The sequence below is a fragment of the Burkholderia torrens genome (genome assembly GCF_984668525.1).
The window spans coordinates 95,780-117,005 of record NZ_OZ480212.1; the positions used below are offsets into that span (position 1 = coordinate 95,780).

General features: G+C 66.1%; 17 protein-coding genes. 10 read left to right on the top strand and 7 right to left on the bottom strand.

The window, feature by feature from the left end; genetic code table 11:
• Window positions 1–36 precede the first annotated feature (36 nt).
• The 3 genes from cblC to cblS all read left to right on the top strand — a co-directional run bounded on the left by cblC (window position 37) and on the right by cblS (window position 6,188).
• A complete protein-coding gene (gene cblC, locus AC5LXX_RS16775) occupies window positions 37–2,739 on the top strand; it encodes a cable pilus usher protein CblC (protein ID WP_493412323.1) in 2,703 nt (900 codons plus the stop codon).
• Window positions 2,740–2,814: 75 nt separating this feature from the next.
• Window positions 2,815–3,978, top strand: a complete 1,164-nt coding sequence (locus AC5LXX_RS16780) for a CblD like pilus biogenesis initiator family protein (protein WP_493412324.1) — start codon at window positions 2,815–2,817, stop codon at window positions 3,976–3,978.
• 56 nt (window positions 3,979–4,034) lie between these two features.
• Complete coding sequence (cblS, locus tag AC5LXX_RS16785) at window positions 4,035–6,188, top strand: cable pilus system hybrid histidine kinase CblS (protein WP_493412325.1); 2,154 nt, start codon at window positions 4,035–4,037, stop codon at window positions 6,186–6,188.
• A gap of 40 nt (window positions 6,189–6,228) precedes the next feature.
• Here the strand turns inward: cblS and cblT are convergent, their stop codons facing one another.
• Window positions 6,229–8,763, bottom strand: a complete 2,535-nt coding sequence (cblT, locus tag AC5LXX_RS16790) for a cable pilus system hybrid histidine kinase CblT (protein ID WP_493412326.1) — start codon at window positions 8,761–8,763, stop codon at window positions 6,229–6,231.
• Between the two features lie 373 nt (window positions 8,764–9,136).
• On the opposite strand from cblT, the gene cblR reads away from it, so the two are divergent.
• Window positions 9,137–9,853, top strand: a complete 717-nt coding sequence (gene cblR / locus AC5LXX_RS16795; RefSeq protein WP_493412327.1) for a cable pilus system response regulator transcription factor CblR — start codon at window positions 9,137–9,139, stop codon at window positions 9,851–9,853.
• A gap of 298 nt (window positions 9,854–10,151) precedes the next feature.
• The gene (locus AC5LXX_RS16800) at window positions 10,152–10,580 is read left to right on the top strand and encodes a PRC-barrel domain-containing protein (protein WP_493412328.1); all 429 of its coding nucleotides are present in this window, start codon (window positions 10,152–10,154) and stop codon (window positions 10,578–10,580) included.
• Window positions 10,581–10,672: 92 nt separating this feature from the next.
• Here the strand turns inward: AC5LXX_RS16800 and dapF are convergent, their stop codons facing one another.
• Entirely contained in the window at window positions 10,673–11,515 is an 843-nt protein-coding gene (dapF, locus tag AC5LXX_RS16805) for a diaminopimelate epimerase (RefSeq protein ID WP_493412329.1), read from the bottom strand.
• A gap of 270 nt (window positions 11,516–11,785) precedes the next feature.
• Here dapF and AC5LXX_RS16810 point away from each other — a divergent pair, with 270 nt between their 5' ends.
• The 3 genes from AC5LXX_RS16810 to trhA all read left to right on the top strand — a co-directional run bounded on the left by AC5LXX_RS16810 (window position 11,786) and on the right by trhA (window position 14,888).
• Window positions 11,786–13,864, top strand: a complete 2,079-nt coding sequence (locus AC5LXX_RS16810; RefSeq protein ID WP_493412330.1) for a carbon starvation CstA family protein — start codon at window positions 11,786–11,788, stop codon at window positions 13,862–13,864.
• Between the two features lie 12 nt (window positions 13,865–13,876).
• Window positions 13,877–14,083 carry a YbdD/YjiX family protein gene (locus AC5LXX_RS16815; protein WP_006480280.1) on the top strand — a complete coding sequence of 69 codons (207 nt, stop codon included), beginning with the start codon at window positions 13,877–13,879 and terminating at the stop codon, window positions 14,081–14,083.
• Between the two features lie 184 nt (window positions 14,084–14,267).
• A complete protein-coding gene (trhA, locus tag AC5LXX_RS16820; RefSeq protein ID WP_493412331.1) occupies window positions 14,268–14,888 on the top strand; it encodes a PAQR family membrane homeostasis protein TrhA in 621 nt (206 codons plus the stop codon).
• Window positions 14,889–14,912: 24 nt separating this feature from the next.
• Here the strand turns inward: trhA and AC5LXX_RS16825 are convergent, their stop codons facing one another.
• The 3 genes from AC5LXX_RS16825 to AC5LXX_RS16835 form a co-directional block, all read right to left on the bottom strand.
• Window positions 14,913–16,328, bottom strand: coding sequence for an MFS transporter (locus tag AC5LXX_RS16825; protein WP_493412332.1), 1,416 nt, complete (start codon window positions 16,326–16,328; stop codon window positions 14,913–14,915).
• The gene (locus tag AC5LXX_RS16830) at window positions 16,325–16,762 is read right to left on the bottom strand and encodes a nuclear transport factor 2 family protein (RefSeq protein WP_493412333.1); all 438 of its coding nucleotides are present in this window, start codon (window positions 16,760–16,762) and stop codon (window positions 16,325–16,327) included. The genes AC5LXX_RS16825 and AC5LXX_RS16830 overlap by 4 nt, the downstream gene beginning before the upstream one ends.
• 119 nt (window positions 16,763–16,881) lie before the next feature.
• Window positions 16,882–17,235 (bottom strand): DOPA 4,5-dioxygenase family protein, encoded by a 354-nt coding sequence (locus AC5LXX_RS16835; RefSeq protein WP_493412334.1) that lies wholly within the window; start codon window positions 17,233–17,235, stop codon window positions 16,882–16,884.
• Window positions 17,236–17,731: 496 nt separating this feature from the next.
• On the opposite strand from AC5LXX_RS16835, the gene AC5LXX_RS16840 reads away from it, so the two are divergent.
• On the top strand, window positions 17,732–18,073 hold the full coding sequence (locus tag AC5LXX_RS16840; RefSeq protein ID WP_493412335.1) for a hypothetical protein: 342 nt from the start codon (window positions 17,732–17,734) through the stop codon (window positions 18,071–18,073).
• A gap of 133 nt (window positions 18,074–18,206) precedes the next feature.
• On the top strand, window positions 18,207–18,695 hold the full coding sequence (locus tag AC5LXX_RS16845) for a hypothetical protein (RefSeq protein ID WP_493412336.1): 489 nt from the start codon (window positions 18,207–18,209) through the stop codon (window positions 18,693–18,695).
• A 216-nt stretch (window positions 18,696–18,911) separates the two neighbouring features.
• Here AC5LXX_RS16845 and hpnH read toward each other — a convergent pair whose 3' ends face one another.
• Window positions 18,912–20,072, bottom strand: coding sequence for an adenosyl-hopene transferase HpnH (hpnH, locus tag AC5LXX_RS16850; RefSeq protein ID WP_069749367.1), 1,161 nt, complete (start codon window positions 20,070–20,072; stop codon window positions 18,912–18,914).
• Between the two features lie 12 nt (window positions 20,073–20,084).
• Window positions 20,085–21,026 carry a 4-hydroxy-3-methylbut-2-enyl diphosphate reductase gene (ispH, locus tag AC5LXX_RS16855; RefSeq protein ID WP_059238498.1) on the bottom strand — a complete coding sequence of 314 codons (942 nt, stop codon included), beginning with the start codon at window positions 21,024–21,026 and terminating at the stop codon, window positions 20,085–20,087.
• Window positions 21,027–21,226 lie beyond the last annotated feature (200 nt).

Here is a 21,226-nt window from a genome sequence, read left to right on the forward strand (position 1 = left end):
TTTGTAGCACTCCTGAAAACAATTTCCTATTCCCGCATGATTCCATTCGACCTCAAGAAGACCGTTGTCGCATGCCTGAGCGCTCTGTATGTGATGGACATCGCGTCCGTCGCTCAGGCCGCTTCGGCCGTGCCGCCGGGCTTCGAGGACATCATGACGGGGCATGACGAACGCATCAACGTCAATTTTCTCGGCAAGCCGCTCGGCTTGTTTCGCGTGTTCGTGACGCCTGACGCGGTGCGTTTCGAGGATCCCGCGCGGCTGCTGCAGGCGCTCGACTCTCAGGTGAAACCGGCGACGGACGTGTCGACGATCGGCGACGCGCTGTCGAAGTCGATGGCGCGCAACGGCAACCTGGCTTGCGCGGGGCAGGCGGGCATGAACGGCTGCGGGTATGTCGATACCGACAGCGCGGCCGTGATCTACGACGAAGGCGAAGGGAACATCGAGTTATTCCTGTCGCGCGACTGGGTGAGCACCGAAGAGCGCGACCAGCGGTTTCGCGAGCCGTCGCCGCTGACGGAAAACGCGCTCATCCATCAGCAGACGATCAACCTGTCGGGCGGGCGCGGCTACGAAAGCTTGTCCGTGTCCGGCACGGGTGCGCTCGGCATCACGCCGAAGAGCTTCATCGGCGGCAACTGGAATTTTTCCCATACGGGCTATTCGAGGGGATCGGAGAGCCACGTCCAGCTTCAGGATCTCTATTACCGTCACGATCTCGGCACCGAGCACTACGCGCAGGCCGGCCGGATGGACAACCGCAACCTCGCGAGCGCGCTCGGCGGCAACTTCGGGTTCACGATGCTGCCGGTCGGCACGCTCGACGGCGTGCGCGTGGGCACGACGCTGGCCTATGTGAATCCGGAAGTTGCGCAGCAAGGCACGCCCGTCATGCTGCTGTTGCCGCGCGATTCGCGCATCGATGCGTATCGCGGGCAGGAGCTGCTGGGCACGATCTACATGAAGGCCGGCGTCAATGCGCTCGATACGTCGCGCTTTCCGGAAGGCACGTATCCGCTGACGCTGCGCGTGTTCGAGAACGGCGTGCAGGTGCGCACGCAGACGACGCCGTTCACGAAGACCGGCGGCGGCATCAATTCGCGCACCGCGCAATGGTTCGCGCAGGCAGGCCGACCGACCGACCGGGATGCACCCGACGGCATGGCCGCGGCAGCCGGTGTGCGGATTCCGCTGTTGTGGGAAATGGCGCTGACGAGCGGTATCGCGAGCGTCGGCCAGCACGTGTACAACGAAACGGCGCTGGAGTGGCGCCATGCGTTTCCGCTGGGTGTGCTTTCCGCCGGCGGTTCGTTCTTCGTCGGGAACGATGGGTCGCGCGGCAACACGCAGCAGATTTCGTTCGCCGACGGCGTGTCGTGGAGCGTGTACCGCTACCAGATGCGCGGCGCGGCGTGCAATGGTCCAGCCGTGTCGTATCGCGACATTGGCTGTTATGACATGCTGAACGCGACCGTGTCGTTTCCGCTCGGCAGCTGGTCGGCGATGCTCGGCTACACGTACAACAAGAGCGTCGGGCGCGCGCAGGACTGGCAGCCCGACACACCGGACCGTCCATGGGCAACGCCCGTGTTCCGTCACGGAGACCAGGTGTCGCGCGCGCTGCAGGCGTCGCTGTCGCGATCCGTCACGTGGCGCAAGATCAGCGCGAACCTGCGCATCGGCGCGTATGCGAACCGCAACACCGGCGCCCGCAGCGAGTATGGCGGCTATGTCGGCGTGACGCTGTCGATGGCCGAGCCCGCGATGCGGCCCGGAAGCGCGTCCGCGTATACGTCGGCGGGCGTCGACGTGCGCACGGACCGCAACAGCACGACGACGAACTACACGCTCGACCGCAACTGGAACTGGCAGGGCGACACTTACCGCGAAGTCGCGCTCGGCCTGTCGGGATATGGAACCGACAGCCTGACGGGCACCATGCAGGGCCGCTGGAAGGGTCGCTACGGCGACATCACTGGGTCGGTCGCGAACAGCTACAGCCGCGACAGCGGCGGCAACAATCCGTCGGTGACGGCGAGCTATTCGTCGTCGTTCGCGGTGGCGCGACAGGGCGTATTCCTCGGCGCGTCCGCGTCGCAGTCGGATCCGCTCGCGGGCTTCGCCGTCAGGGTCGGCAAGCGCGAGGATGCGAAGGGCATGGCGGCCGAGGTGCGCAGCGATTCGAGCGAGCGGATCAAGGTCGGGTTCGGGCAGCGCGCACTGCTGCCAGTGTCGGCCTTCACGCCGGTGACGACCGAAGTGAGCGACGCGGGCGCGCATGCTTCCGCCGGTGCAACGAGCGTGACCGAGGGGCTCGGCAAGCGCACGCTGTTCATGGTGCCCGGGCAGCTCGCGCTGCGCGACGTCGACGCGAAGGTGACGTACACCTATGTCGGCCAGGCATTCTCGAAAGGCGGCATGCCGCTGTCGGACAGCGTGATTCTCAACGGCGCGATGCCGTTGATCGACAGTCAGGGCGGCTTTATTGCCGAACTGGACCATAAGGAAAACGAATTGTTCGTCGTGGATGGTCCGACGCTGATGCGTTGCCCGCTGCACGTGAAGCGTCGGCAGGACGTGCTGATGATGGTCGGCAAGGTGCGCTGCGAAGTGGCCGGGCCGGATGCGTTGCCGGAGTCGCTGCGTAAGCAGGCGCGCGTGCGCAAGCTGCTGGAGCATCGCTATGTGATGTCGATGCGGGCGCGGACGACGGGTGTGACCGACGCGTCGCAGTGACGCACACGACGCGTGCCGGCAGGCATTGCACGCCGCCGCTTGCGATGTCGAAAACACAAGGAAACAGCCATTCAAATGCTTCAGATCAATCGAATTCGCTGCCGGGAAATCGTTCTGGCGGCCGCGCTGGGCGTGCTCTCGCTAAATGCATCGGCGGTCATGCAGGCGCCCGCGGATCGTAACGATACGGCGCAGGCCACACGGGATCGTGGTGCGCCGCTGGGCGATGTCGTGATCTTCGACAGCGCATTGGGCGGTTACGATTCGAGCGACGCCCTCAAGTGGGGGCGAAATGCGTGGACTTGCCAATCGTCCACCGACACGGCGACCGGTGCGTGCCCGACCGAACCCCTATGGTTCGTTTCGGGCGAGTCGACCGTCATCAAGCTTTCGTTCAAGGAAGAAAAGTCTGGGGCGACGGCTGTGCTGAATCTTCAGGGCGCAAACGCATACGTTCGTACCCGGGATTGCAGCGGCAACACCGTTGCGCCGGTCGTGTCGACAGCCCGAAGGCCGATGGAAATGGCGCAGTCCGGTACCATCTCCGGTTGCGACACCATTACTTGGGACGGGCGCGCACTATTCGTCAAGATTCCCGCCGCGGAGCTCAAGAAACTCCCGTCCGGCGGAACCTGGAACGCGAACCTGCGGTTGAACCTGAGGCTGTGGAGCTCCAGTGCAGCCGCGAAGCTCGCCATCTTCAAGGCGGCGATCAAGCTGGACACCACCGACAAGAACAATATCCAGGTCTATCTGCCGGAGTTCACGAGCGCGACGCCCACCGTCGACCTCAAACTGCGCAAGCTCCCGAACGGCAGCCGGATGTCGGGCACGTCGAACGTCGACATGTGCCTGTACGACGGCTACAACTCGCAGAGTACGTGGTTCGACGTGTCGGCGAGCGATGGTCTTACGATCGACCGCCGCGATAAAGGTCAGTATTCCACGTTGCTCGACAAGGACAAGAGCGGTGCCTACGAATCGCGTATCGACTACACCACGAGCTTGACCTACGCAGGCCAGAAGATCGCGCTGCCGAACAACGAGACGGTGCGGCTTCAGGGCGTGAACAACAGCGCCGGTCGCTCGGTCACGCTGCCGGGCATTTCGGTGCCGGTCGTCTGCACGCCGACGCCACTGACACTCGAGACGCCGGAATTCCAGTCGGTCTGGAAGCGTCCGGGCAAGTACAGCCACAAGCTGACGATCACGTTTACGCCGTCGTCCGCCAGTCTCTAGCGCGATCGGCACCCGTGAAGCGGGTGCCGATCGCCTCTATCCCAAGCGAATCGATCATGGAAGCAAGGTTCTCCGCGCATCGCCCGGTGTGGCGCATGCTTCGCCACGTGTTGACGACGATGCTGCTGACCGTCTCGGTCGGCACGGGCGCCGCGACCGCCTGCTGGAAGCCGATCTTCACCGACGAGGAACTCCGCTGGATCGGCGACCACCCGGTCGTCCATATCGCGGTCGAGGCGAACTGGCACCCGATCGAATACATGCGCAACGGCAGGCACGCGGGACTCGTCGCGGGTTATCTGAGTGCGATATCCAAGATGACCGGACTCGCGTTCCAGACGGTGCCCGGCACCGAATGGGGGCACGCGTACGATGCGCTCGCGGCCGGCAAGGTCGACTTGCTTCCGGGGGTCTGGCGCGAGCTGGTTCCGGACCGCATCGGCGCCGGTGCGTTGGTCAGTGCTCCCTATCTGGTCGGGCGACTGACCGTCGTGTCGCGCAACAATTCCGCGATGATCTTCGGCCTGCAACGGCTGAAGGGCCGGCGCATCGCGATCAAGGGGCGCGGTGCGGTCGAATACTTCGTTCGCCACAGCGGCGTGCCGCTCCACGTACTGACGTTCGACAGCGAAGAGCGCGCGCTCGCCGCGGTCGCGAACGGCGAAGCCGATGCCGCGCTGGGCATCGACGTCACGATCCTGCCGATCGTGCGCCGGCAGTTCACCGGCCAGCTGTACATGTCCGGCATGCTGGCCGACCGCCCCGTGTCGCTCGCGATGCTCACGCGCGCCGACCTGCCGATCCTCGCATCGATCATCGACAAGTCGCTTGCGGCCATTCCGGTCAGCGAGACGGCCGGGATCACGCGCGACTCGATCGAGCTGGGCGACTACGGCAAGCCGACGATCCGCTCGATCGTGCACTATCGGGCGCCGGTCGTGCTCGGGGTCGCGTTGGCATTGCTGACGTTCGCGGCGCTCGCGTACCTGATGTGGAAATCCCGCGCGGCGGCCATCCGTAGCAAGCGCGCCAAGGCGATGTTCCTCGCTTTCGTCAGTCACGAGATCCGCACGCCGATGCAGACGGTCCTGTCGTCGCTCGAATTCCTGCAGCGTTCGCGGCTTTCCGTGCAGCAGGGCGGCCGGGTGAATGCGGCCGCATCGGCTGCCGAAACGCTGCTGACACTGCTCGACGATATCCTCGACTACTCGCGTCTCGAGTCGCGCAAGGTCACGCTGTCGCCGCAAACGGTCGAGCTCGACGCGTGGGCCCGTCAAACCGTCGACATGGTGCGCTGGCGTGCGGATCGAAAGACGCTGGCGTTGACGCTCGATGTTGCGGGGCCTCCATCGGTGCACGTGTCGATCGATCCGGTGCGTGTTCGCCAGATCGTGCTGAATCTGCTCGTCAACGCGATCAATTTCACGGCGGCCGGGGCGGTTACGCTGCGCGTCCGTTACTTGGCGGCGCGCCACGGCCGTAACGGCACGCTTTGCCTCGAAGTGCGCGACACTGGCATCGGTATCGCTCCCGATCGTCTCGGGCACGTCTTCGAAACATACTGGCAGGCCGATCGCGCGCCGCAACCAGGCAGCGGCGGCAGCGGGCTCGGGCTCGCGATCTGCCGGGAGCTGGTCGAGCTGATGCACGGCTCGATCGCGGTCGACAGCACGCCGCACGTCGAGACGGTGTTCACGGTGCAATTGCCCGTCCCGGCAGCTGACGGCGCGCCCTTGGCAAAGTCGGCCACCGCGGCGCAGGCTTTGGCGGATGCCACCGCCGCGCCGGTGCATCGCGGCGCACCGCGCGTCCTGATCGTCGACGATCACGAGACGGTGCGCGCCGCGCTGCAGGATCAATGCGATGCGCTCGACTGCGTCGGCATCGTCGCCGGTTCGGGAGAAGACGCGCTGCGGCACCTCGCACAGGGCGGAATCGACATGGTGCTGCTCGATTGCAATCTGCCCGACATCGATGGTTATGCACTCGCGCGGATGATCCGTCAGGAAGAAGCCGCGCGAAAGGCCCGGCGCGTGTCGATCATCGCGATTTCGGCGGAGTCCGGCGATATGCACAGGATGCTTTGTCTGGAAAGCGGCATGGACGGCGTGCTGGGCAAGCCGTTGCGACTCGACACGCTCCGCCAGGCGATCACGCGGTGGTATCCGACCGATGCGGATAGCACACTGGAGGCGTCCACCGTGTCCTAGGCGCGCGTCCCGCGGTCGGGTTTCCGGCCACGCGGGCCATCTATGCGTCGGGGCCGCCCGATTCGTGCTCGCGTGTGTCCGGCCCGGCCATGTCGGCGCGATGCCGGCGCAACAGTTCGTCACCGAGCGCACGGATGCTTGGCGGCATGCCGCCGGATGCCAACAGCAGCCGGCGCTCGAGTTCGGCTGCCAGCTCGCTCGTCGCGGCATGGCCGGCAATGGCTGCTGCGCCCTTGATTCGGTGAGAAGCATGACGCGCGCGCTCGGCATCGTCATTCGACAACGCATCGCCGAGCACCGTCAGATCGGCTTCGACGCTCTGCCGATAGATCGCCCGGAAATCGGCTTTCGCCGATTGCGTGTCCCCCGCCGGTGGCGCGATCTCGTCCGCGACGCCGGCCGGACACCACAGGTCGATCATCTGGCGCAGCGTATCGAGCCGCAGCGGCTTGCCCAGCACGCCGTCCATGCCGCTGTCGAAGCACCGTTCGCGATGCGCGTCGCCGGTCGACGCCGAGATCGCGATGATGGGCGTGCGCGCCTGCTTTCGCAGGCGTTCGCTGTCGCGCATGCGTCGCACGACCGTATAGCCGTCGATGTCGGGCAGGTCGCAGTCGAGCAGCACCATGTCGAACGTCGCACGCTCGAACTGCGCGAGTGCATGCTCGCCGGTGTCGGCAACGGTCGAGCGGCACGCGAGCGCGTCGAGCTGGTGCTGGATCGCGTGTTGAACCGCTTCGTGGTCGTCGACGATCAGGATCGTCGGCCCGTTGCCGGCCGGCGGCGGCGTGTCGGCGTCCGCCGGCGCCTGCGCGCGCACTGGCGACGACGATTCGTGCGTCGCCTCGCGCGCGTCGGCCGTGCCGGCTGCCGGCGCGTGTGCGATGCGCCGCGCCGGCAGGATCACGGTGAAGACGGTGCCCTTGTCGGGGCTGCTGCTGACGGTAATCACGCCTTTCATCAGGTCGACCAGTTCGCGGCAGATCGACAATCCCAGCCCGCTACCGGCGACGCGGCGGTTCCCGGCCTGCTCGACCCGCTGATAAGGCTCGAAGATGCGGCGCTGGCGTTCGGGCGGAATGCCGATGCCGGTATCGCGAACTTCGAGCACGAGCGAGCCGGCACGGTCCGGTTTGGCGTCGAGATAGTCGGCGCGCAGCGCAATCGATCCGGCCGATGTGAACTTGATCGCGTTGACGAGCAGGTTCAGCACGATCTGCCGCGTGGGCACCGGGTCGATCAGCACGCACAACCCGGGCGGGCACGCGAGTTCGAGCGCGAAGTCCAGCTTCTTCTCGTCGACCCGCCAGCGCACCATGTCGGCGCTGCGTTGCACCCAGGGTTCGACGTGCGTGGGCTCGGGCGTGAGCGTCACGTTGCGGGATTCGAGGCGCGAGTAGTCGAGGATGTCGTCGAGCAGCGTCAGCAGCGATTCCGAAGCGGCCACCGCCGCGTCCGCGCGACCGGCTTGCTTCGGCGGCAGCTTCGCGCGTTGCAACAATTCCAGCGACGACAGGATCGTGTGCATCGGCGTGCGGATTTCGTGGCTGATGAACGCGAAGAACATCGCCTTGTCGCGCGCGCTGCGTAGCGTCAGGGCGCGTGAGCGCCACGAAGCGAATGCGATCGCGGTCAACGCCAGCAGGCCGGCTGCGGCAGCTGCAACCTGCCAGCGCCGGTAGTAGAGGATCGAATGCAGCGACGGCTTGCCGTAGTCGGTCGATTCGATCCATTGGCGAGCAATGATTTCGGCGTCGCGCGCCGAAATTGCGGCGAGCGACTTCTCGAGGATGGACGCGAGCACGGGCATGTCACGGCGCGTTGCGATCGCGAGCGCATACGGGTTGTCCGGCAGGCCGCCCGACACGAACAGCTTGTTGCGGTATTGCCGCTGCAGCAGCGGCAGGACCGACATGTCGGGGCCGATGGCGACGTCCGCGTCACCGTCGGAGACGGCCGCGAGCGCGTCGCGCTCGTCGTCGTAGGTGAGCAAGGTCACCGGGATGTCGCCGCGGCGGATCGCGGCTTCCAGCGCGCCGCCGCCCTTGATCGCGACACGCCGGCCGGCCAGATTGCGGGAGTCGACGAACAGGTTCATGTGCTCGGGCGCGACGACCAGAACCGTGCCGACGAAATAGGGGCGGCTGACGATGGTGTTGCTGCGCAGCGATGTGGCGTCATCGCTCGCCGTCACACCGGCTTTGGCGCCTGGGGCGGGCTGTTTCGGTGCATCGTACGCGCTGCGCCACGTCACGTCGGGAACGATGTCGATCCTGCCAGCGCGCAATGCATCCACCGAATCGCGCCATGTGATGTCGTCGACATACTCGAAGCGCAACCCGCTGATTTGCGAGATCGCCGCAAGAAACGACGGCACCACTCCGACCACCTTGCCGTTTTCGCGAAATTCGAACGGGCGCCATCTCGAATCGGCGCGGGTTCGCACGACGGGATGCGCGACGATCCATGCCTTTTCCTCCGCCGTAAACTGCGGCGCGCCGATCGCCCGACCGGGCGCCGGCATCAACCCGATCATCATGCCGATCAGGGCGGCGCGACCTTTCCGACTCACCATGTTCACGTCCTTCTCTCGCGTTATCGGCGCGGCGCGCAACCGACCCGTTTCCCGAGCGGCGGCGGTGCCGGTTTCTCGGGCGTCGTGGTCCCCGCCGCTCGCGGCGCACGGCGGCCGGGCCGGCATCGCTCGACGCCCCGAACACGGGAACCGCCGAAAAACGGGGCCCGCCATCATAGGTCGCGCGCAGCGCATGCGCAACGCAGCGCGGGCCGCCTAGGCTGGAGATCGAACCCTATTTGTTCGATGGGGTTAAAAATTAGCCGGAAAGCCGGTAAGCTCATCCCAATAAACGATGGCATCGGCCGCGTGCGACCACAAGCAACGCGGCGCAGCCGGTCACGGCCGTCCTGAAATAAAGAAAGGGTTAGCAATGAGGCCAGAGCACCAACCGATCCGTGTCGTGATCCTGGACGATCACGCCGTCGTTCAGCACGGGATCGCCAGTTACCTGACGGAGAAGATCGGCATTGAAGTGGCCGCGAGCTTCGCGAAGTCGCGCGATCTGATTCGCTGGCTCGAGGCAAATCACGCGGACGTCGTGCTGCTCGACTATACGCTCGGCCCCGGCGAGATCGACGGTCTCAATCTCGTCAAGCTCGTCAATACGCGCTTCCCGGATTGCCGGATCCTGATGATGTCGAGCAGCGATACGCCGGCAACCGTCAACATGACGATGCGCTCGGGCGCGCTCGGCTTCTTCGGCAAGAGCGAGGATCTCGGCGAGCTTGCGCATGCGATCCGCGTCGTGGCGAACGGCCGTCCGTACATCAGCGCCGAGCTGGCCGCGCGGATGGAATCGAGCGCGACGCCCGACCCGCGCATGACCGATACGAAAGTGGAGGGCGGGGAACTTGCGCAGACGGTCGAGTCAGGCTTGTCAGCCGACCTGCGCCTCAGCCCCCGCGAGCACGAGGTGCTGCGCTGCTTTCTCGCCGGGATGTCCGTCTCCGACATCGCGTCGAAATTCTCCCGCAGCCCCAAGACGATCAGCGCGCAAAAGCAATCGGCGTTTCGCAAGCTGGGCATTCGCAGCGATGCCGAACTATTCGCGTCGCGCAAGCTGATCGAGGAAGGCCGCACGGCGTGATCGACATGCGGCGGCGGATGTCTTTCCCTGCCGCGCTATCCGCACGGTCATTGATCTTCATCCGGCCCGACCCGCCTTCGGCATTGCACCTTGAACGCACGGTCCGGCGAATGCCGCTACCATGATCGCCGTGTTGCACGCTGCGGCCCGGCCACACCGGTCCGTGATGCACACACGCCGTGGCGGTGCGGCCGGCCGCCACGCGACCGACGAAGCGCGGGGCGCTCACCGATCAGCCGTTGCGCCCGCGTCGCTTCGCTCCCGGAATCAACGATAACCGAACCGGAGTGCAACGCACATGAAGTTCTACAAGACCCTCATCGCAGCAACCATCCTCGCCTCGAGCGTCAGCGCGCATGCGCAGATCGCGGGTGCGCAACCGATCAGCGTGACCGTCGAGCAATCGCAGGCGCTGCTCGAAGGCTGGAGCGTGAAGAAGAGCGTGCTCGGCAAGGCCGTGTACAACGACGACAACCAGAAGGTCGGCACCGTGCGCGACCTGATCGTCGCGCCGGACGGCTCGGTGTCGGCCGCGATCGTGTCGGCCGGCGGCTTCCTCGGCGTGGCCGCGCATGACGTCGCGGTGCCGATCGCATCGCTCGACGTGCGCAAAGGCAACATCTACCTGCCGGGCGCGACGAAGGAGGCGCTGAAGGCGACGCCGGCGTTCCAGTACGCGAAGGTGCCGTCGCCGCCGAAGCCGAAGAAGATCGACGAAAAGCAGTGATGCAGGCGGCCCGGCACGCCCTGTGCCGGGTCATGCCGACCGCGCGTCCGGGATCGCTGCGCGAGTCGGCATCGCGATTCCCTCCGCAGGACTCATGCCGGCGACCGGCTTGCCGCTGCCTCTCCGGCCACCCACACCGCGCTGAACCCGAACGCAACCGGCCCGCTCAGGAACACGCTGCCGGCGCCGTCCCATTGAACGGTGACGTCGCCGCCGTCGCAAGTCACGCGTACCGTCTCGTCGAGCAGCCCGCGCCGGATGCCGTTGACCACCGCGCCGCACGAACACGAGCCCGACCCGAGCGGCACGCCGCCGCCGCGCTCCCAGATGCGCAGGCGAATGTGCGAACGGTCGATGACCTGCACGACATGCACGTTGGTTTTCTGCGGAAACAGCGGATGCGTTTCGATTGCGGTGCCGAACGATTCGAGGTCGACCGTATCGACATCGTCGACGAAGAATGTGCAGTGCGGATTGCCCATGCTGCACGCGGCCGGTGCGCCGGGCAGCGGCAGCGCGAGCGTGTCGGCGGCTGCGGCGACGGGCACGTCCTGCCAGCCGACGCGCGGCGCGCCCATCTCGACCTTGATCAACCCGTGCGCGTCGTGCGCACACAGCAGGCGCCCGCGATTCGTGCGCAGCACGACCGACGCCGCGCCGGTTTCCCGCATCAGCTTCCATGCGACGCCGCGCGTCGCGCTGCCACAGGTATCGAGCGCGGAACCGTCGGGATTCCAGAATGCGATGTGCGCGGCCGCGTCGTCGCAGTCCGTGATCACCGCGAGCTGGTTGAAGCCGATGCCGTTATGCCGGTCGCCCATGCGCCGCACGAGGTCGCGATCGATGCGCGGCACGTGATCCCGATCCTGATCGCGCAGGTCGACGATGACGAAGTCATCGCCGTTCGCATTCATCTTCTGAAATCCGATCGGCATGGCGGTTCCGGAATGGAGGCAGGCGAATACTGTACGTGGCTCGCCGTTCACGTTCAATCGCATGGCGGACAACGCATGCGCAACCGGCATCTACGTAATTCTACGTAGCCCCGCATACGTAGTTAACCGCTTGTAAGCCGCCCCCGTCACACGGAATACTACGGCCCATCGTCGCGGCCTTTGCGAGGCTGCGGCACGACGCATCGACGTCACGCGGGTTCGGCGCCTCGCCGCATCCACTCAAAAACACATTGGAGACCAGGAGACGCCATGAATCGGGCTTCCAGTACCCTGCTCTGGATCGCGGTCGCGCTGCTCGGCGCGTTCTCGTTCGGAACGATCGCACTCGCGCACGGCGAGCGCGTCAGTGCCCTCTGGATCGTGATCGCCGCAGTCTGCGTGTATCTGATCGCGTATCGCTTCTACAGCCGTTTCATCGCCAGCAAGGTCATGCAGCTCGACGGGCTGCGGATGACGCCGGCCGTCAAGTACAACGACGGCCTCGACTACGTGCCGACCAACAAGTACGTGCTGTTCGGCCATCACTTCGCCGCGATCGCCGGCGCCGGCCCGCTCGTCGGGCCCGTGCTCGCCGCGCAGATGGGCTACACGCCCGGCATGCTGTGGATCCTGGCCGGCGTCGTGTTCGCCGGCGCCGTGCAGGACTTCATCGTGCTGTTCATCTCGACGCGACGCGACGGACGCTCGCTCGGCGACCTCGTCAAGATGGAACTCGGCACGGTGCCCGGCGTGATCGCGCTGTTCGGCGCGTTCCTGATCATGGTGATCATCCTCGCGGTGCTCGCGCTGATCGTCGTGAAGGCGCTGACCAACTCGCCGTGGGGCACGTTCACCGTCGCCGCGACGATTCCGATCGCGCTGTTCATGGGCGTCTACACGCGCTACATCCGTCCGGGCCGCATCGGCGAAGTGTCGATCATCGGCTTCGTGCTGCTGATGGCGTCGATCGCGTTCGGCCAGCATGTGCACGATTCGCCGACGCTCGCCGCGTGGTTCACGTTCACCGGCACGCAGCTCACGTGGATCCTGATCGGCTACGGCTTCGTCGCGTCGGTGCTGCCGGTGTGGCTGCTGCTCGCGCCGCGCGACTACCTGTCGACGTTCCTGAAGATCGGCACGATCCTCGGCCTCGCGATCGGCATCCTGGTCGTCGCGCCGGAACTGAAGATGCCCGCGCTGACGAAGTTCGTCGACGGCACGGGCCCGGTGTGGTCGGGCAACCTGTTCCCGTTCCTGTTCATCACGATCGCGTGCGGCGCGGTGTCGGGCTTCCACGCGCTGATCTCGTCGGGCACGACGCCGAAGCTGATCGACAACGAAACCAACGCGCGCTTCATCGGTTACGGCGCGATGCTGATGGAGTCGTTCGTCGCGATCATGGCGCTGGTCGCCGCCTGCGTGATCGAACCGGGCATCTACTTCGCGATGAACGCGCCGGCCGCCGTGCTCGGCTCGACGCCTGAAGCCGTCGCGAACACCGTCACGCAATGGGGCTTCGTGCTGACGCCCGACATGCTGACGCAGACCGCGAAGGCGGTCGGCGAAACGACGATCATCGCGCGCGCGGGCGGCGCGCCGACGCTGGCCGTCGGCATGGCGCACATCCTGCACCAGGTGATCGGCGGCGAAGCGATGATGGCGTTCTGGTATCACTTCGCGATCCTGTTCGAAGCGCTGTTCATCCTGACGGCCGTCGACGCCGGCACGCGTGCGGGCCGCTTCATGCTGCAGGACCTGCTCGGCACGTTCCACCCGGCGCTCAAGCGCACCGAGTCGCTGCCGGCGAACCTCGTCGCCACCGCATTGTGCGTGGCCGCGTGGGGCTACTTCCTGTACCAGGGCGTGGTCGATCCGCTCGGCGGCATCAACACGTTGTGGCCGCTGTTCGGCATCTCGAACCAGATGCTCGCCGCGATCGCGCTGGTGCTCGGCACCGTCGTGCTGTTCAAGATGAAGCGCGAACGCTATGCGTGGGTGACGATCGTGCCGACCGCGTGGCTGCTGATCTGCACGCTGACGGCCGGCTGGCAGAAGATTTTCGACGCGAACCCGAAGGTCAGCTTCCTCGCGCACGCCGCGAAGCTGCAGGCCGCGGTGGACGAAGGCAAGGTGCTCGCCCCGGCGAAGTCGATCGCGCAGATGCAGCGGATCATCTTCAACGACTACATCGATGCGGCACTGGCCGGGCTGTTCATCTTCGTGGTCGTGGCGATCGCGGTGTACGGCGTGATCGCCGTGCTGCGCGCGCGCCGCGAGTCGAAGCCGACCGTGCGCGAGACGCCGTACGAAGCGATGCCGGCCGCGCAGGCGCTCGGCAGCGGACGTTAAGGGGAGGCCGCGATGTTCAGCGATCTTGGCAGCGACCTGCGCAGCGCGGGGCGTTACCTCGGGCAGGCGTTGCGGCTGATGGTCGGCCTGCCCGACTACGACACCTACGTCGCGCACATGCGCGAAACCCATCCGGATCGCGAGCCCATGACGTACGAGGAATTTTTCCGCGAACGCCAGAATGCGCGGTACGGGTCGGGGGCAGGGAAGTGTTGCTGACCCGGGCTGTTCAAACCGTTCGGTAACGGACAGGGAAGGCGCCGCGAAGCATTTCGCGGCGCTTTTCTTTTGGGCAGCCGGCGGAGCGGCCGCCTTGCCGTTTGCCCGAGCGCAGCACGGCGAAATCCGGTCACCGGTATCATGGAACTGTTTCTATTCCGATGGACCCGCAGGAGAACACGTCGTGCATGTCGGTGAGCGTTTCAACAGCATTTCCCACCTCGTCGGCGCGGTGCTGTCGGTGGCCGGCCTCGTGGCGCTCGTGACGATGGGCGCGCTCGAAGGCGATCCGTACAAGGTCGTGAGCTTCAGCGTGTACGGCGCGATGTTGATCCTGCTTTACGCAATCTCGACGCTGTATCACAGCGTGCGCAATCCGCGCCTGAAAGCGATCCTGCAGAAGTGCGACCACTCGGCGATCTACCTGCTGATTGCCGGCAGCTATACGCCGTTCACGCTCGTCACGCTGCGCGGCCCGTGGGGCTGGTCGCTGTTCGGCGTGAGCTGGGGGCTCGCCGTGTTCGGGATCGTGCAGGAGCTGACGCTCGGGCGCCGCACGCGCATGCTGTCGATGATCCTGTACGTGCTGATGGGCTGGCTCGCGCTCGTCGCGGTGCGCCCGTTGATCCACGCGCTGCCGCCCGTCGGCACCGCGTGGCTCGTCGCCGGCGGCCTGATCTACAGCGCCGGGATCTACTTCTTCATCAACGACGAGCGCATCCGTCACGGGCACGGCATCTGGCATCTGTTCGTGCTGGCAGGGAGCCTGTGCCAGTTCGTCAGTGTCGCGATGTACGTTGCGTAAGCGGCGCATCTGCCGCGGCATGCGCTAGCGGCGCGTGGCGGCCGCCTGCAGCTGTGCGGCCGCTTCGCCGGCTGCCGGTGCCGGCCGCGTCGTGATCGTGATCCACCACGTTGCCGCGGCGAGCGCCGACAGCGCGATCGCCATGACCAGCGCCACCCGCATCGCCACCGGAAACGGCTGCAGCGTCGCGATGCATGCACCGAAGATCGCCACGCCGAGCGCCGAACCGCTCTGCCGCGCCGCGTTCAGTGCCGCCGCCGCCACGCCGGCGCGGCGGCGGTCGATCGTCCCGAGCGCCGGCGACGTCGCGGCCGGCGAGATGAATCCCGATGCGAAGCCGATCGCGAGCATGGGCGCGACGGCGAGCCATGCGGGCGTCGTCGCGCCGATGGCCGTCATCCCGAGCGCGCCGGCCGCATAGAGCCCGAACGCCGCGCACATCGTGCCGCGCGCGCCGAAGCGCGCCACCAGCCGCCCCGAACCCAACCCGCCGAGCGCGACCATCGCGGTCATCGGCAGGAACGCGAGCCCCGTGTCGAGTGGACTCGCGCCGCGCACCTGCCGATAAAAGAGGCTGAGCACGAACAGCAGGCCGTAGAACACGAACGCCGATGCCATCGACACGAACGTCGATCCCGCGAACAACCGGTTGCGGAAGAACGCGAGCGGCAGCATCGGCTCGCGGCGCCGTGCTTCGATCGCGATGAACGCGATCCACGCGACGACGCTCGTCACGGCACCGCCGACGATCGGCGCCGAGCGCCAGCCGAGCGACGGGCCTTCGATCAGCGTGCCGATCAGCGCGGCGATCGCGACGATGGCGGCGGCCTGGCCGGCCCAGTCGAACTGCCGCGACGTGTCGGCGGCGGCGCGCGCGACCGTGCGGCCGAGCCAGATGCCGGCGAGCCCGAGCGGCAGGTTCACGAAGAACAGGCTGCGCCACCCGAACAGATCGATCAGCAGCCCGCCGATCAGCGGGCCCGACGCCATCGCGATGCCGCCGCAACCCATCCACAGGCTGATCGCCGACGCGCGGGCGGCCGGTGCGGGGAATGCGCGGTTGATCAGCGCGAGCGAGCAGGGCACCAGCATCGCGCTGCCGACGCCTTGCAACGAGCGAGCGGCGGCGAGTGCCGGGAGGGTCGGCGCGAGGCCGCACAGCACCGACGCGGCGACAAATACCGCGAGCCCCGCGACATAGACGGTGCGGTCGCCGAGCCGGTCGCCGAGCGTGCCGCCCGTCAGCAGCAGGCTCGCGAACGCGAGCGTGTAAGCGTTCACTATCCATTGAAGGCCAGCGACGTGACTGCCGAACGTGTGCGCGATGTCGGTGAGCGCGACGTTGACGATAGACGCGTCGAGCAACACGAGCGTGTAGCTCACGCAGGTCGCGGCGAGCACGCGGCGCGCCGCAGCCCGGTCCGATGCGGCGGCCGTCATGCGCGATCGGGCGACGGTGTGGCGGCCCGCAGCGCATTGAACCCGACCCATCCCCAGTACACGCGGTGATGCGCGATCAACCCGTCGCGCAGGTCCATCACCTCGACGAGATCGACCTGGTCGCCGTCCGGTGTGGCGCGCGGGTATTCCCAGACGAGCTGGCGGCCGTTCGAGAAGAACAGCCCGGTCCGGTACCAGCGCCCGAGCTTGTTGTCCGGATTGCGCAGGCCGGCCGCGAAGAACGCGCCGATCGCGGCCTTGCCGTGCAGCACGCCCGAGCCGTGTTCGGGCAGCGTGGCGACGACGAGCGGCGTTTCGAGCACCGCGTCGTCGGCATACAGCGCCATCAGCGCGTCGAGGTCGCGCGCGACGACGGCGGCGTGCCAGTTTTCATGGATGCGCCGGGCGTCGGCGTCGGTCTCTGCGGGTGTCATGGCGGGTGTCCGGAAGCGTCGTTGACGGAAGCCCACTGTATGGGCGCACCGTCGCGTGACGTTTCACGTCGACCCGAAACGTGGATGCAGCGTCGAACAGGCTGCGCCGTGGCCCGCCCTTACCCGGCCAGCGCGTCGAGATTCAGCGCATAAGACTTCCCGATCCACACCGCGCAATCGCGATGGTCACGCAGTTCGTCGTTCGTATTCGGATGCAGGAAGATGTCCAGCGCGCCGTGATTCAGCACGAGCCACGGCACGATTTCGTCGAATCGGGCGGCGTCGAACGCGATCTGGTACGACCAGGCCGGATGCGGGCCGACGAGGCGCTCGTGAAAGCGGCCGAGTTCGATGACCGTGCCGAACCGTTCGTCGACGACCTGGCGAAACGCCCAGGCTGCGTCGCGGCTGGCCGCATCGAAATAGACGTGCGCGTGCCAGCTTGCGATGGCGGTGGTGTCGAGGGCAGCCATGGAAGGACTCGATGAAAAAGAGAATGCATGAAAGGCCGTGCGAAACGAAGCAAATGGCCGATGCGTGATTATCGCGCGTCCTTGCCGGGCACGTCGCGACGCGGTCCGGCAAATCGGTGCCGATGACTTGTCCTGTATCAGGGAACCGCCGGTCCGACGAAATCGCTTCTGCGGTATCCGCGTGCGCGATATCACGCGGGAACCCTTGCCGGCAGTGGCGCGGGCCGGGATCGGACCGGCAACACGTCATTTCGGAAATTGAAAAAGCGGGCGCTCGCCGCTTCCGGTCGCGCGCAAAAGCGCGATCAGGTCGTTGAATGAAATAAAGAAATTCTCGTTGGAAAGGATTCGCGAAGGGCGCGTTCGAACGCCCGATTCCGAAGCCGAAAATATCAATTGCGGATTCGTCTATTCAAGCAGCATGCGGTACGACATACGATGAATTCAACGCATCGACGATCGAGATCGATGCGGAGACAACCATCTGGAGGCCACCATGCGATCCCTCGTTCCCGTTGCTGTTCTTTCCTGCGCACTCGTCGCGCTGCCTGCCGTCAGCTTTGCACAGTCGACCTGGTCGGCGGCGCGCGCCGAAACCGATGCGCAACTGATGCAGATGGCGCGCGCCGGCTACCACGCGACGACGGCCGGCAACCAGGACTATCCGCTTGCGATGCAGCGCGCACTCGAGCGTGTCCACCATCCGGTGCCCGACCGTTCGCGCGAAGAGAAGGCCGCGATGGAAGCGCGCGCCGTGCGCGACGCGCAGAGCGGCCATCCGGTGAAGGCGTTCTTCGTGAAGACCGCGTACTACCTGAAGGGCGAGAACACGTTCTGATGCAGGAGACGAGCATGGCATGCCCGATCCGATTGGCCGGCGTCGTGCGCGCGTTGGCGCTGCGCCGATTGCCGGACGTGCGCGAAACGTCGCCACGCAGCGAAGCGCCCGCCCGCGGGCAAGAGCCAGAGTCATGAAGGCCGCCCGGAAAAACCGTCGCCACGTGGCGCTGACGCGCGAGTGGCTGCTGCCGCTGCCTCCCGCGCATGCACGTGACATCTCGTTGAAATGCCATATGGCGCTCGTCGCGCTGCGTGGCGAGCACGGCAACGAAGCGCTGCTGATGCGGTTGCGCACGAGCGTCTACCTGGTGTTCCTCGCGCTCGACGACACGCGGTACGGGGAAGCGGACATCGACCTGTGCGTCGACGCGGAGCGCGTGCTCGAAGCCGGTGTGGCGCGCGCGGCACAAAGCGGCGCATGGACGCTGCACGATGACGAATGCGCGGTGCTTGAGCGCGTGCTCGTCGCACACGACACCTGCGTTGCGACGCTCACGCGGCATCGGCTGGCCGAGCTGTGGCGTCATGTCTGCACGTTCGCGTCGTGCGGGCAGCCGGCGCTCGTCGCGAGCGCGGCTCAGAAGATGCGCGCGCACCTGATCGACTCGCTGGCCGCATAGCACCGCACACCGGTTTTGCAGGGAGGATGGAGGAGACAGGGCCGGCCGCACCGGCACGACCGATGCGATCGCGCGGCTTCGACGATGGCACGGCCGTCGCGGCAACACGGTGACGGCGAAACGCAGGCCCAAAACAAAAGCGCCACGGAGCGAACTCCGTGGCGCTTCATTTTCATCCGCTGCGCGGAGGCATGGCCCCCGCGTGGCGAAACGCGCTCAGGCAGCCGTTGCCGGCTTCGCCGGCTTCTGCAGCTTGCCCTTGCCGGCGCGCTGGATTTCCTCGAGCTTGATCTCGACGTGGCGCGAGAACACGTACTCGGCCGGACGCTGCTTCGCGATCGAGATGTCCGGTGCGAACGGGCCGTCGGTCTTGATGCCCTTGCGGCTCACGCGCAGCGCCTTCAGCGGGTTCGAGATGGTGTCCATCACGGCCGTCGCCTCGAAGCCGCAGTGGACCATGCAGTCCGCGCACTTCTCGTAGTTGCCGACGCCGTAGTTGTCCCACTCCGTCGTTTCCATCAGTTCCTTGAAGGTCTTCACATAACCTTCGCCGACCAGGTAGCACGGCTTCTGCCAGCCGAACACCGTACGCGCCGGGTTGCCCCACGGCGTGCACTTGTACGTCTGGTTGCCGGCCAGGAAGTCGAGGAACAGCGACGACTGGCTGAACGACCAGCGCTTGCCGCCTTCGCCGCGCTTCAGGATTTCGCGGAACAGGTTCTTCGTCTTGTCGCGGTTCAGGAAGTGCTGCTGATCCGGCGCGCGCTCATAGGCGTAACCCGGCGACACCGTGATGCCGTCGACGCCGATCGGGCCCAGCGTGTCGAAGAACTTCGCGACGCGCTCCGGCACGGCATCGTTGAACAGCGTGCAGTTGATGTTCACGCGGAAGCCGCGGCGCTTCGCTTCCTTGATTGCCGCGACGGCCTTGTCGTACACGCCTTCCTGCGACACCGAGTGATCGTGCGCTTCCTTGTCGCCGTCGAGGTGGACCGACCAGACGAAATACGGGCTCGGCTCGTAGTCGTCCATCTTCTTTTCCATCAGCAGCGCGTTCGTGCACAGGTACACAAATTTCTTGCGCTTCATGATGCCCTTGACGATTTCCGGCATCTCCTTGTGGAGCAGCGGCTCGCCGCCGGCGATCGACACGACGGGCGCGCCGCACTCGTCGACGGCCTGCAGGCATTCCTCGACGGACAGGCGCTGGTTCAGGATCGGATCCGGATAATCGATCTTGCCGCAGCCGTTGCACGCGAGGTTGCAGCGGAACAGCGGCTCGAGCATCAGCGCGAGCGGATAGCGTTTGTTGCCGGACAGGTGCTGGCGCACGATGTAGGCGCCGACACGGACTTGCTGGAGCAGCGGAATAGACAAGGGATGTCCTCCTTAAACTTCGCGGGCGACAGCTTGCGTGAGCTTCGCCGGCAGCTTGAATTCGACTTTTTCTTCACGGCCCGCCATCGTCGCGACATCGACGGGCCCCAGTGCGCGCAGCGCGCCAATTACATCCTCGACCATCTCTTCGGGCGCCGACGCGCCGGCCGTCAGGCCGACCGTCTGCACACCCGCGAACCATTCGGCCTTCACTTCCGAGCCGTCGGCGACGAGATAGCTCGGCACACCGCTTTCGGTGCCGATCTCGCGCAGGCGGTTCGAGTTCGAGCTGTTCGTCGCACCGACGACGAGCAGCACGTCAACCTGTTCGCTCAGCTCGCGCACGGCGGCCTGGCGATTTTGCGTCGCGTAGCAGATGTCGCGCGTGTCCGGGCCGACGATGTCGGTGAACCGGCGCTGCAGCGCTTCGATGATGCCGCGCGTATCGTCGACCGACAGCGTGGTCTGCGTGATGTACGCAACCGGCGTGTCGACGGGCAGCGTCAGCGTATCGACTTCGGCTTCGCTCTGCACGAGGATCACCTCGGCCGGAATCTGGCCGATCGTCCCCTCGACTTCCGGGTGGCCCGCGTGGCCGATCAGGATCAGCCGACGGCCGGCCCCGACATACTGGCGGCCCTGCACGTGCACCTTCGTGACGAGCGGACACGTCGCATCGAGCACGTCGAGCCCGCGCGTTTCCGCGTCGCGCTCCACCGTCTGGGCGACACCGTGCGCGCTGAAGATCGCGACAGCGCCGTGCGGCACCTCGTCGAGCTCCTCAACGAATCGTGCCCCTTTATTACGCAGATTTTCTACGACGTGCCGGTTATGCACGATTTCATGGCGTACATAAACCGGCGCACCGTGCTGCTGCAGCGCGCGATCGACGATCTCGATCGCACGGACAACCCCCGCACAAAAGCCGCGGGGCTGGGCAAGGATGACTCGCATAGGTGAGCGAACTCCGACGACAGACGCCGGGGTTCGAGAGCTGGCACTCGCTTGCTCGCCCCGGCTTGATGTTATGAAGGCAGGAACGAACCGGCCGGCCAGGCCCCGGTACCCCGAATTAATCGCGCATTTTAACCCTATCGCGCCGTCCGTGCTTTGGTGCTGTGCCAGCACTGTTGCAATTGCGGGAGAGCCGCGTC

Coding starts and splice junctions, on each gene's coding strand:
- AC5LXX_RS16800 (WP_493412328.1), top strand. CDS start 10,152: ATGAAGTTCTACAAGACCCTCATCGCAGCAACCATCCTCGCCTCGAGC.
- cblR (WP_493412327.1), top strand. CDS start 9,137: ATGAGGCCAGAGCACCAACCGATCCGTGTCGTGATCCTGGACGATCAC.
- AC5LXX_RS16810 (WP_493412330.1), top strand. CDS start 11,786: ATGAATCGGGCTTCCAGTACCCTGCTCTGGATCGCGGTCGCGCTGCTC.
- AC5LXX_RS16845 (WP_493412336.1), top strand. CDS start 18,207: ATGAAGGCCGCCCGGAAAAACCGTCGCCACGTGGCGCTGACGCGCGAG.
- cblC (WP_493412323.1), top strand. CDS start 37: ATGATTCCATTCGACCTCAAGAAGACCGTTGTCGCATGCCTGAGCGCT.
- ispH (WP_059238498.1), bottom strand. CDS start 21,026: ATGCGAGTCATCCTTGCCCAGCCCCGCGGCTTTTGTGCGGGGGTTGTC.
- AC5LXX_RS16780 (WP_493412324.1), top strand. CDS start 2,815: ATGCTTCAGATCAATCGAATTCGCTGCCGGGAAATCGTTCTGGCGGCC.
- cblT (WP_493412326.1), bottom strand. CDS start 8,763: ATGGTGAGTCGGAAAGGTCGCGCCGCCCTGATCGGCATGATGATCGGG.
- AC5LXX_RS16835 (WP_493412334.1), bottom strand. CDS start 17,235: ATGGCTGCCCTCGACACCACCGCCATCGCAAGCTGGCACGCGCACGTC.
- dapF (WP_493412329.1), bottom strand. CDS start 11,515: ATGCCGATCGGATTTCAGAAGATGAATGCGAACGGCGATGACTTCGTC.
- cblS (WP_493412325.1), top strand. CDS start 4,035: ATGGAAGCAAGGTTCTCCGCGCATCGCCCGGTGTGGCGCATGCTTCGC.
- AC5LXX_RS16830 (WP_493412333.1), bottom strand. CDS start 16,762: ATGACACCCGCAGAGACCGACGCCGACGCCCGGCGCATCCATGAAAAC.
- AC5LXX_RS16825 (WP_493412332.1), bottom strand. CDS start 16,328: ATGACGGCCGCCGCATCGGACCGGGCTGCGGCGCGCCGCGTGCTCGCC.
- AC5LXX_RS16840 (WP_493412335.1), top strand. CDS start 17,732: ATGCGATCCCTCGTTCCCGTTGCTGTTCTTTCCTGCGCACTCGTCGCG.
- AC5LXX_RS16815 (WP_006480280.1), top strand. CDS start 13,877: ATGTTCAGCGATCTTGGCAGCGACCTGCGCAGCGCGGGGCGTTACCTC.